This is a genomic window from Neobacillus sp. NRS-1170 (genome assembly GCF_050468025.1).
Genome location: NZ_JBITPF010000050.1, coordinates 41,642 through 54,060 on the forward strand (window position 1 = coordinate 41,642; position 12,419 = coordinate 54,060).

Genomic DNA, 12,419 nt, shown 5'->3' on the forward strand with positions numbered 1-12,419 from the left:
AAGAAATAGTTAAGTATATATATGGGTTTATGAAGATAGAGCCAATCTATCTTCATAGAAACCATATCTAACAATAGTATTTATACTTTATCTAAAGATGAAAATCAATTATTCACCTTTATTTTTTTTGATGATTTCTTCAGAAACTGATTTAGGAACTTCTTCATAGTGATCGAAGTGCATAGAGAATACGCCGCGACCTTGTGTACTTGAACGAAGAGCTGTAGCATAACCAAACATTTCTGAAAGTGGAACCATTGAACGAACAACTTGTGCATTACCACGAGCTTCCATACCTTCTACGCGTCCACGACGAGCAGTGATTTGTCCCATGATATCACCAAGATATTCTTCAGGGATAACAACTTCAACTCTCATCATAGGCTCAAGGATTACAGGCTGACACTTAGAAGCAGCATTTTTAAGAGCCATTGAAGCGGCAATCTTAAACGCCATTTCAGAGGAGTCAACATCATGGTATGATCCGTCGAATAGTCTTGCTTTAATATCAACTAATGGATATCCAGCAAGAACACCACGATTTAGAGCATCTTCAAGTCCTGCTTGAACTGGAGCGATGTATTCACGAGGAACAACACCACCGACAATACCGTTTTCAAATTCGAATCCTTTTCCTTCTTCGTTAGGTGAGAATTCGATCCAAACGTGACCGTATTGTCCACGACCACCAGATTGACGAGCGAATTTACCTTCAACTTGTGCAGAAGCACGGAAAGTTTCGCGGTAGGCAACCTGAGGCGCACCTACGTTAGCCTCGACCTTAAATTCACGGCGCATACGGTCAACGATGATATCTAGGTGAAGTTCACCCATACCAGCGATGATAACCTGTCCAGTTTCCTGGTCAGTATGTGCACGGAAAGTCGGATCTTCTTCTTGAAGCTTCTGTAGAGCTGTTGTCATCTTATCTTGGTCAGCTTTTGATTTTGGTTCAACAGAAAGTTGAATAACTGGTTCAGGGAATTGCATAGACTCTAGGATAACAGGGTTTTTGTCATCACATAGAGTATCACCAGTTGTTGTATCTTTCAAACCTACAGCAGCTGCAATGTCACCGGCATAAACCTTAGAGATTTCTTGACGGCTGTTTGCGTGCATTTGCAGGATACGTCCGATACGCTCACGCTTGCCTTTAGTTGAGTTCTGAACATATGATCCAGATTCTAAAGTACCAGAGTAAACGCGGAAGAACGTTAATTTACCAACATAAGGGTCAGTCATAACTTTGAATGCAAGAGCTGAGAATGGCTCTTCATCACTTGAATGACGCTCAATTGCTTCTTCTTCATCATCAACAGCATGACCTTTGATTGCAGGTACATCAAGTGGAGATGGAAGATAATCAATAACAGCATCTAGCATTAACTGAACACCTTTGTTTTTGAATGCAGATCCACAAATTACTGGATAGAATTCAACGTTAACAGTACCTTTACGAATCCCTGCTTTAAGTTCTTCTTTAGTGATTTCTTCACCACCAAGGTACTTTTCCATTAACTCTTCATCTAGTTCAGCAACTGCTTCTACTAGCTTTTCACGGTATTCTTCAGCTTGAGCGCGGAATTCGTCAGGAATCTCACGTACTTCAATATCAGTACCTAAGTCGTTTCCGTAGAATACAGCATTCATTTCCACAAGGTCAATGATTGCTTCAAACTGATCTTCAGCACCGATTGGTAACTGAATTGCATGAGCATTCGCTTGAAGACGGTCATGAATTGTTCCTACAGAATATAGGAAGTCAGCTCCGATTTTGTCCATCTTGTTTACGAATACAACACGTGGTACACCGTAAGTTGTGGCTTGGCGCCAAACTGTTTCAGTTTGCGGCTCAACGCCTGATTGTGCATCTAGGACAGCTACCGCACCATCAAGTACACGCAGGGAACGTTCAACTTCAACTGTGAAGTCTACGTGTCCTGGGGTGTCGATGATGTTAACACGGTGGCCTTTCCATTGTGCAGTTGTTGCAGCGGAAGTGATTGTGATTCCGCGTTCTTGTTCTTGCTCCATCCAGTCCATCTGAGATGCACCTTCATGTGTTTCACCGATTTTATGAATCTTACCAGTGTAATAAAGGACACGCTCAGTGGTCGTCGTTTTACCAGCATCAATATGTGCCATGATACCGATATTACGAGTGTTGTTTAAGGAGAACTCTCTTGCCATTGGGTCTTTCTCCTTCCTAGTATGAAAGTTTTTATATTGAAGGTTAAATTACCAACGATAGTGAGCAAACGCTTTGTTTGCTTCTGCCATTTTGTGTGTATCTTCACGCTTCTTAACTGAAGCACCAGAGTTGTTAGCTGCATCCATGATTTCGTTAGCTAAACGCTCTTCCATCGTTTTTTCACCGCGAAGACGTGAATAGTTAACTAACCAGCGAAGACCAAGAGTTGTACGGCGGTCAGGACGCACCTCAACTGGAACTTGGTAGTTAGCACCACCAACACGGCGTGCTCTTACTTCTAGAACTGGCATGATGTTTTTCATTGCTGCTTCGAATACTTCCATTGGCTCTTTGCCAGAACGTTCACGAATAGTATTGAATGCAGAGTAAAGAATTTCTTGAGATTTACCTCTTTTACCGTCGATCATCATTTTGTTGATTAGACGAGTAACTAATTTTGAATTGTAAAGCGGATCTGGTAACACGTCTCTCTTTGCTACAGGACCTTTACGTGGCATTGTTTTTCCTCCTTTCAAAGAAGCTTCTATTTAGTGTCAAATTATTTTTTTGCTGCTTTTGGTCTCTTAGTACCATATTTAGAACGGCCTTGCATACGGTTGTTTACACCAGCTGTATCAAGCGCTCCACGTACGATGTGATAACGTACCCCCGGTAAGTCCTTTACACGTCCTCCACGAATAAGAACAACGCTGTGTTCTTGAAGGTTGTGGCCGATACCAGGAATGTATGCAGTCACCTCGATACCATTTGTCAAACGTACACGTGCATATTTACGTAACGCTGAGTTTGGTTTCTTAGGAGTCATTGTACCAACACGAGTACATACTCCGCGTTTTTGTGGTGAAGATACATCAGTTTGTGATTTCTTGAAGCTGTTGTAACCTTTATTTAGCGCAGGTGATTTTGACTTTTCCTCTTTAGATTGACGAGGCTTGCGCACTAATTGGTTAATAGTAGGCATGAATTTTTCCTCCCTTCATTATTTGTAAGCCCACACATCCAGGTGGTTCATTTTTTTGCAAAAACAAAGTTTTTGCAGACTACTCTATCTACAAAAACAGTTTTTAACGGATAATTGCTACAGCTGCCGCACCTACTTCAATTCCGCACGCTTTCCCGAGTTTTTTCATCGAGTCAACGTATTGAACCGGAACGTTGAATCCAAGAGCTTCTTCTACAATCTTTCCAGTAACCTTTGGTTCTGCATCGGTTGCGACGACAACTTCTTGAACTTTCCCTTCCTTTAGGGCTTTCACTGTTTGTTTAGTTCCTATAATGATCTTTTGTGCCTGTAATACTTTTTCATAAGACATTAATCATATCCTCCAAAGTATCAGGTGAATAGGAGCACCTTTGATATAGTAACATCTTCGAAATAAGATGTCAACAATACATTAAACTTTTTTCTTAAAATACGGTATCTGCCATTGGGCAGATACCGTACAAAATATTTTTAATCTACTGCCACTGTTTCTTCAGAAGTCGTATCCCTCAGGACAGGCTCTGCTTTGCGGTAGCGCTGCATGCCGGTACCAGCTGGTACAAGTTTTCCGATGATAACATTTTCTTTTAAGCCGAGTAATTCATCGCGCTTGCCTTTGATCGCTGCATCAGTAAGAACTCTTGTTGTTTCTTGGAACGATGCTGCTGACAAGAATGAATCGGTTTCAAGTGATGCTTTTGTAATACCAAGTAAAACAGGACGGCCTGTCGCCGGCATTTTCCCAGACAGTAATGCTTTTTCGTTCGCATCCGTAAACTGGTGAATATCCAGAAGTGTACCTGGTAATACATCTGTTTCACCCGCATCGCTGACACGGATTTTACGCAGCATTTGACGTACCATTACTTCAACGTGCTTATCGCCAATTTCTACCCCTTGCATACGGTAAACCTTTTGCACTTCACGCAATAGGTATTCTTGAACAGATGTCACGTCTTTTACTTTGATTAATTCTTTAGGGTCAATAGAGCCCTCTGTTAATTCCTGTCCGCGGCCAACATGATCATTGATAGCTACTTTCAAGCGTGCTGTATACGGTGCATTATAAGTGCGCGATTCAACCTCGCCTTGAACAACGATTTCATGCTGGCGGTCACGGCCCTCATTAATACCAACAACAACACCCTCAATTTCAGAAATAACAGCTTGACCTTTAGGGTTACGGGCTTCGAAAATCTCTTGGATACGCGGTAAACCTTGAGTGATATCGTCTCCGGCAACACCACCCGTATGGAATGTACGCATGGTTAACTGTGTACCTGGTTCACCGATGGATTGAGCAGCGATAATACCAACTGCTTCGCCCACTTCGACCTCTTCACCAGTTGCCAAGTTACGTCCATAACACTTCTTACATACTCCATGTCGGGTATTACATGTAAAGGCAGAGCGAATTTTCACGGTATCAATACCTGCGCCAACAATGATTTCCGCTAAATCTTCAGTAATCAGACCATTTTCAGGAACAAGTACTTCTTTTGTTTCAGGATGCTTGATCGCTTTGCGTGCATAGCGTCCGATTAAGCGTTCATCCAATCCTTCAATGATTTCCGTACCGTCTTTTAAGGCACTAATTGTAAAGCCGCGATCGGTTCCGCAATCGTCTTCTCGGACAATAACATCCTGTGCAACGTCAACAAGACGACGAGTCAAGTAACCAGAGTCAGCGGTTTTAAGAGCGGTATCGGCAAGACCTTTACGCGCACCGTGTGTAGAGATAAAGTACTCTAATACCGTTAATCCTTCACGGAAACTTGATTTAATCGGCAACTCGATGATACGTCCAGCCGGGTTGGCCATCAATCCGCGCATACCAGCAAGCTGGGTGAAGTTTGAGGCGTTACCACGGGCACCGGAATCAGACATCATGAAAATTGGGTTCGTTTTATTCAAGGATTTCATCAGCTTGCCTTGAATGGTATCTTTAGCTGCACTCCAGATGGCGATTACACGGTCATAACGCTCATCTTCGGTAATTAAACCACGTCTGAACTGTTTCAAGACGTTATCTACTTTACCTTGTGCTTCTTTCAGAATTTCTTGTTTTTCGCCTAGTACGACGATATCTGCCACACCAACAGTAATACCAGCTTTAGTTGAATGCTTAAATCCTAAGTCTTTCATGCGGTCAAGCATTTTTGATGTTTCAGTAATCTTGAAACGCTTGAATACTTCTGCAATGATATTTCCAAGGATTTTCTTCTTGAACGGATCAACTAATGGCATATCTTTAATTTTCGCAGAGATATCTTCGCCTTTTTCTACAAAATATTTGGCAGGTGTTTCAACTTCTAAATTGTGTCGGGTTGGTTCATTGATATACGGGAATGACTTTGGCAGAATTTCATTAAAAATAAGCTTACCAACCGTCGTGATTAATAACTTATTATTTTGCTCTTCTGTAAAAGTTTCATTTCCTAATGATCCGGCATGTACAGCGACACGAGTATGGAAGTGGGCATAACCGTTTTGATATGCAAGGACCGCCTCGTTTGTATCTTTAAAAATCATACCCTCACCGACTGTGCCTTCACGTTCAAGAGTCAAGTAATAGTTCCCTAATACCATGTCTTGAGACGGAGTAACAACCGGTTTACCATCTTTAGGGTTCAAGATGTTTTGGGCTGCAAGCATTAACAGACGGGCTTCTGCTTGTGCTTCAGATGAAAGCGGTACGTGAACCGCCATTTGGTCACCGTCGAAGTCCGCGTTATATGCTGTACATACAAGCGGGTGAAGTCGAATTGCTCTACCTTCAACTAGTGTAGGCTCGAATGCTTGGATCCCTAATCTATGCAGTGTAGGGGCACGGTTTAATAAAACCGGATGCTCTCTGATAACATCTTCAAGTACATCCCAAACATCTGGAGATACTCGTTCAATTTTACGTTTTGCTGATTTAATATTATGGGCTAAACCTTTTTCAACAAGCTCCTTCATCACAAATGGCTTGAATAGTTCAAGTGCCATTTCTTTCGGAAGGCCGCACTGATACATTTTTAAGTTTGGACCTACAACGATAACAGAACGTCCTGAATAGTCAACACGTTTTCCGAGCAGGTTTTGACGGAAACGTCCTTGCTTTCCTTTTAACATATGGGAAAGTGACTTCAACGGACGGTTACCAGGACCTGTAACCGGACGACCTCGGCGGCCGTTATCAATCAAGGCGTCAACTGCTTCTTGTAGCATCCGCTTTTCGTTTTGAACGATAATGCTAGGTGCACCAAGATCTAATAAACGCTTAAGACGATTGTTACGGTTAATCACTCGACGGTAAAGATCGTTTAAGTCAGATGTTGCAAATCTTCCGCCATCCAATTGAACCATTGGACGTAATTCTGGCGGGATAACTGGCAGAACATCGAGAATCATCCATGAAGGCTCGTTGCCTGAACCACGGAATGCTTCTAAGACTTCAAGCCGCTTAATCGCACGCGTACGGCGCTGGCCTTGAGCAGTTTTCAATTCTTCCTTTAAGCTATCTACTTCTTTTTCTAAATCGATATCAGAAAGAAGCTTTTTAATCGCTTCGGCACCCATGGCAGCTTGGAATTTGTTTCCGTACTTTTCACGGTAAGCCCGATATTCTTTTTCAGAAAGCAGTTGCTTTTTATCAAGTGCAGTATCACCGGATTCAGTTACGACATAGGAAGCAAAATAAATAACTTCCTCGAGCGCCCTTGGGGACATGTCTAACACAAGACCCATCCGGCTTGGGATTCCTTTAAAGTACCAAATATGAGAAACAGGTGCAGCTAGCTCAATATGACCCATACGTTCACGGCGAACTTTCGCACGCGTTACTTCAACGCCGCATCGGTCACAGACTACACCTTTATAACGGACACGCTTGTACTTCCCGCAATGACATTCCCAGTCCTTTGTCGGACCGAAGATACGCTCACAGAATAAACCGTCCTTTTCTGGCTTTAACGTACGATAGTTAATGGTTTCTGGCTTTTTGACTTCTCCGAACGACCATGAACGGATTTTATCCGGTGAAGCAAGACCAATTTTCATATACTCAAAATTATTAACGTCTATCAAGGGGCCTACCTCCCTTTCGTTCTCCAGGTTCTACCCTTAGTGCATAATAAAGCGGAAGCGCGCGTCTTAGCCCCGACAAGCATAAGACGAAATCCGCAAGAAGGCGTTTTTGCCTTCTGGAGGATTTTGGCTTATGACCTCGAGCTGCTCAAAGCTAACGCTTATCGCAAGATACTCAAGTAGCTTATTCGGGATGAAAACTGGCTGCGCGCTGCAGCTAGGAAGTAAAGAAAGGTTAAAAGCGCACACACATTGGTTGTGCGCTTTTAACGTAAAAATCTATTCTTTTGAACCAACCTTTTCGGATTCAAGGTTTGGTGCCTCTGGAACAATGTTTAACGTATCGACTTGCTGTAATTCATCGTCATCTTCCGTATCACGCATTTCAATTTCTTTTTCATCGCCAGATAGAATTTTCACATCCATACCTAAGCTTTGAAGCTCTTTTATTAATACTTTAAAGGACTCAGGGACGCCAGGTTCTGGAACATTTTCACCTTTTACGATGGCTTCATATGTTTTCACACGGCCAACCACGTCATCTGATTTAACGGTAAGAATTTCTTGAAGTGTGTATGCAGCACCGTATGCTTCAAGTGCCCAAACCTCCATCTCACCGAAGCGCTGTCCGCCAAACTGAGCTTTACCGCCAAGTGGCTGCTGCGTAACAAGTGAGTAAGGTCCAGTGGAACGAGCATGCAATTTATCATCTACCATGTGTGCCAGTTTGATCATATACATGACACCAACAGATACACGATTATCAAACGGTTCACCAGAACGTCCATCATACAGAACAGTTTTCGCATCACGGGCCATTCCAGCTTCTTCGATTGTACCCCAAACATCTTCCTCACGGGCACCGTCAAAAACCGGCGAAGCAACGTGAATACCTAAGGCTCTAGCTGCCATTCCTAGATGGAGCTCAAGCACCTGTCCGATGTTCATTCGAGATGGTACCCCTAATGGGTTTAACATGATATCAACTGGTGTACCGTCTGGAAGATATGGCATATCTTCCTCTGGTAAAATTCTTGAGATAACCCCTTTGTTTCCGTGGCGTCCTGCCATTTTATCTCCTTCAGAAATCTTACGTTTCTGAACGATATATACGCGGACAAGCTGATTCACGCCTGGTGGCAGTTCATCGCCGTCTTCACGATTAAAGACTTTAACATCAAGAACAATACCGCCGCCGCCATGTGGAACGCGAAGTGATGTATCACGAACTTCACGGGCCTTTTCACCAAAGATCGCATGAAGAAGACGCTCTTCTGCAGTCAGCTCCGTTACACCCTTAGGGGTTACTTTACCAACGAGCAGGTCTCCATCTTTTACTTCAGCACCAGTGCGGATAATACCGCGCTCATCCAAGTTGCGAAGAGCATCTTCCCCTACGTTAGGAATATCACGGGTAATTTCTTCTGGTCCAAGTTTCGTATCGCGAGATTCTGATTCATATTCTTCAATGTGGATCGATGTGTATACATCTTCTTTTACTAGACGCTGACTCATGATAATCGCGTCTTCGTAGTTGTAACCATCCCATGTCATAAAGGCAACGAGAACGTTACGTCCAAGTGCTAACTCACCTAGTTCCATGGATGGACCGTCAGCGAGAATTTCACCTTTTGTTACACGGTTTCCAACAGCCACAATTGGGCGTTGGTTATAGCATGTTCCTTGGTTGGAACGAATGAACTTTAACATGCGATATTTATCAAGATCGCCTTTCACTTCTTGTCCGTCTACCTCTTTAATACGACGAACCCATACTTCGCGCGCTTCCACGTGCTCAACAATACCTTCATGCTTACAAATAACAGCTGCACCGGAGTCTTTACCAGATACATATTCCATACCTGTTCCTACCCTTGGTGCTTCTGGCTGCATTAGTGGCACTGCTTGACGCTGCATGTTCGCCCCCATTAAGGCACGGTTCGAGTCATCGTTTTCAAGGAACGGAATACAAGCAGTCGCCGCAGAAACAACCTGTTTTGGTGATACATCCATATAGTCAATTCGTTCACGTTTAACTACAGTGTTTTCACCACGGAAACGGGCTACGATATCTTCATCCAAGAAAGAACCATCATCTCCTAGACGAGAGTTCGCCTGTGCCGTAACATAGTTATCTTCCTCATCTGCTGTTAAGTAATCGATTCTGCTTGTTACTTTTCCAGTATCAGGGTCAACTCTGCGATATGGTGTTTCAATAAATCCGAAACGATTTACCTTCGCATAGGATGATAAGGAGTTGATCAACCCGATGTTCGGACCTTCCGGTGTTTCAATAGGACACATCCGGCCATAGTGAGAATAGTGAACGTCACGCACTTCAAAGCCTGCACGTTCACGCGTTAATCCACCTGGTCCTAATGCAGATAGACGTCTTTTATGTGTTAATTCAGCTAACGGATTCGTTTGATCCATGAACTGCGATAATTGTGAGCTTCCGAAGAATTCTTTAATTGACGCTATTACTGGACGAATATTAATTAACTGCTGCGGAGTAATCGTCGCTGTGTCTTGAATCGACATTCTTTCACGAACTACACGCTCCATACGGGATAAACCGATACGGAACTGATTCTGCAATAGTTCTCCAACAGAACGAAGACGTCTGTTACCCAAGTGGTCGATATCATCTGTATCACCTACACCATGCAGCAAGTTAAAGAAATAGCTGATTGATGCAATGATATCTGCAGGAGTAATATTTTTAATTGGTTCCGCAACATAGGCGTTGCCGAGAACATTAATGACTTTTTCGTTTTCATCTCCAGGCGCATAAATTTTAATGCCCTGAAGGGTAATCTCTTCTTCCACAACGCCGCCAACAGGATTAAAGTTCTTGAAATTAATATGTTTTTCAAGCGCCGGTAAAATTCTATCAAGGTTTCTTCTATCAAGTAATAATCCTTTTTCAGCAAGGATTTCACCTGTCTCAGGATCAGCAAGTGATTCTGCTAAACGTTGATTGAATAAACGGTTTTTAATGTGAAGCTTCTTATTAATTTTGTAACGTCCAACATTGGCAAGGTCATAGCGCTTTGGATCGAAGAAACGCGAAACTAATAAGCTTTTAGCGTTATCAACGGTAGGCGGTTCACCTGGACGAAGGCGTTCATAGATTTCTAGTAACGCTTTGTCTACACCTTCCGTGTTGTCCTTTTCAAGCGTGTTGCGAATATATTCGTTGTCACCAATCAATTCGATGATTTCTTGATCAGAGCCGAACCCAAGGGCACGCAAAAGAACCGTAACGGGCAGTTTCCGAGTACGATCTATTCTGACATATACGACATCTTTGGCATCAGTTTCATACTCTAGCCAAGCGCCGCGGTTCGGAATTACAGTTGCTGTAAAACCTTTTTTTCCGTTTTTATCAAGTTTGCCACTGAAGTAGACACTTGGTGAACGCACTAATTGTGAAACAATAACGCGTTCTGCACCATTGATAACAAACGTGCCTGTTTCAGTCATGAGCGGGAAATCACCCATGAAGACATCCTGATCTTTTACTTCGCCTGTTTCTTTGTTTACAAGACGTACTTTTACACGCAATGGAGCTGAATATGTAACGTCCCGTTCTTTAGACTCTTCAACAGAATACTTTGGATCGCCAAGACTGTAATCAATAAATTCTAGTGATAGGTTACCAGTAAAGTCTTCAATCGGTGAAATATCCTGGAACATTTCACGTAACCCCTCATCAAGAAACCATTGATAGGAAGAGGTTTGAATTTCGATTAGATTTGGTAATTCTAAAACTTCACTGATTCGCGCGTAACTTCTTCGTTGGCGGTGTCGTCCATACTGAACTAGTTGACCTGTCAACTGATTCACCCCTCAAATCAAGCGTTATTTAAAAAAATCTATTACATCTTATAGAAGGAACTGAAGACCTTTCTATAAGACAAAAAGAAAAAGGGTTTTTTGCTCAAAAACCACATTTTCACATTTTGACTATTATTTTGTCATCATTTCCTTCTTACTCCGATTTTATACTAAAAAAATAAGTATTTTTAGGAATAATTCGGTAAATATTATGATGGCATTTTATAATGCTACCACAATGACAATTCCGAGTCAACTACTTTATCGCTTTTATGATAAAATAACCTTTCGATTTGTCAATAGTTTCTACATGGGAAAATAAAGTTTTTAATTTTTCAAGCGCGGATGGTGCACCTTGTTTCTTTTGAATGACTACCCAAAGCTCTCCTTGCTCAACAAGATGTTCATAGCTTTGCTCAAAAATATCATGCACCGTCTTTTTTCCAGCTCGAATCGGCGGATTTGTAAGAATAGCAGAGAAAGAATTTTCATTCACATTTTGCAGCCGATCACTTTCATAAATATTCACATTGTCAATACGGTTGAGTTCCGCATTTTCCCTAGCTAATTCAAGCGCCCGTTCATTCACATCAACCATATGTACAAGTCGATCTTGATAGGTTTTCGCCAAAGACAATCCTATCGGTCCATAGCCGCAGCCAACATCCAGTACAAACCCTTCCACAGCCGGCAATTCAAAAGACTCAATTAATAACCGTGAGCCAAAATCTACTTCTCTTTTAGAAAAAACACCATTATCCGTTTTAAAACGGAAGGTATGGTTTCTTAAGCTGAAATCCCAATATTTCGGATCGCTTTCAACCTTTTGGGTTCGAGAATAGTAGTGTTCTGACAATAGACTCACCTCCAGAGGAGTATATATTGTAGAAAATTGAGGAAGTAGAAAAAAGCCCGCTTATACAGCGAGCTTTCTTATATCAAAATTACTTAACTTCAACGTTTGCTCCAACTTCATCAAGCTTAGCTTTGATTGCTTCAGCTTCTTCTTTAGCAATACCTTCTTTAAGTGGCTTTGGAGTGTTGTCAACAAGATCTTTTGCTTCTTTAAGACCAAGACCAGTGATTTCACGAACAACTTTGATAACCTTGATTTTTTGGTCTCCAGCGCCAGCTAGGATTACGTCGAATTCTGTTTTTTCTTCAACAGCAGCAGCACCAGCTCCGCCTACCATTGCTACAGGAGCAGCAGCAGTTACGCCGAATTCTTCTTCGATTGCTTTTACTAGATCGTTAAGTTCTAAAACAGTCATATTTTTAACTGCTTCAATGATTTGTTCTTTAGTCATGATAATG

The 12,419-nt window shown here is 42.2% G+C and carries 8 protein-coding genes; all 8 read right to left on the bottom strand.

The window, feature by feature from the left end:
• Nucleotides 1-108 precede the first annotated feature (108 nt).
• The gene (fusA, locus tag ACIFOT_RS21780) at nucleotides 109-2,190 is read right to left on the bottom strand and encodes an elongation factor G (protein WP_430067725.1); all 2,082 of its coding nucleotides are present in this window, start codon (nucleotides 2,188-2,190) and stop codon (nucleotides 109-111) included.
• 48 nt (nucleotides 2,191-2,238) lie between these two features.
• Nucleotides 2,239-2,709, bottom strand: coding sequence for a 30S ribosomal protein S7 (gene rpsG / locus ACIFOT_RS21785; protein WP_289989297.1), 471 nt, complete (start codon nucleotides 2,707-2,709; stop codon nucleotides 2,239-2,241).
• A gap of 41 nt (nucleotides 2,710-2,750) precedes the next feature.
• Nucleotides 2,751-3,173 (bottom strand): 30S ribosomal protein S12, encoded by a 423-nt coding sequence (gene rpsL / locus ACIFOT_RS21790; RefSeq protein WP_101645931.1) that lies wholly within the window; start codon nucleotides 3,171-3,173, stop codon nucleotides 2,751-2,753.
• Between the two features lie 103 nt (nucleotides 3,174-3,276).
• Nucleotides 3,277-3,525: a 50S ribosomal protein L7ae-like protein gene (locus tag ACIFOT_RS21795; RefSeq protein ID WP_430067729.1), complete on the bottom strand. Its 249-nt coding sequence runs from the start codon at nucleotides 3,523-3,525 to the stop codon at nucleotides 3,277-3,279.
• A gap of 140 nt (nucleotides 3,526-3,665) precedes the next feature.
• Nucleotides 3,666-7,265 carry a DNA-directed RNA polymerase subunit beta' gene (rpoC, locus tag ACIFOT_RS21800; RefSeq protein WP_430067732.1) on the bottom strand — a complete coding sequence of 1,200 codons (3,600 nt, stop codon included), beginning with the start codon at nucleotides 7,263-7,265 and terminating at the stop codon, nucleotides 3,666-3,668.
• 279 nt (nucleotides 7,266-7,544) lie between these two features.
• Nucleotides 7,545-11,105: a DNA-directed RNA polymerase subunit beta gene (gene rpoB, locus ACIFOT_RS21805; protein WP_430067735.1), complete on the bottom strand. Its 3,561-nt coding sequence runs from the start codon at nucleotides 11,103-11,105 to the stop codon at nucleotides 7,545-7,547.
• 256 nt (nucleotides 11,106-11,361) lie between these two features.
• Nucleotides 11,362-11,961: a class I SAM-dependent methyltransferase gene (locus ACIFOT_RS21810; protein WP_430067739.1), complete on the bottom strand. Its 600-nt coding sequence runs from the start codon at nucleotides 11,959-11,961 to the stop codon at nucleotides 11,362-11,364.
• A gap of 88 nt (nucleotides 11,962-12,049) precedes the next feature.
• Nucleotides 12,050-12,412, bottom strand: coding sequence for a 50S ribosomal protein L7/L12 (rplL, locus tag ACIFOT_RS21815; RefSeq protein ID WP_335513393.1), 363 nt, complete (start codon nucleotides 12,410-12,412; stop codon nucleotides 12,050-12,052).
• Nucleotides 12,413-12,419: the final 7 nt, after the last annotated feature.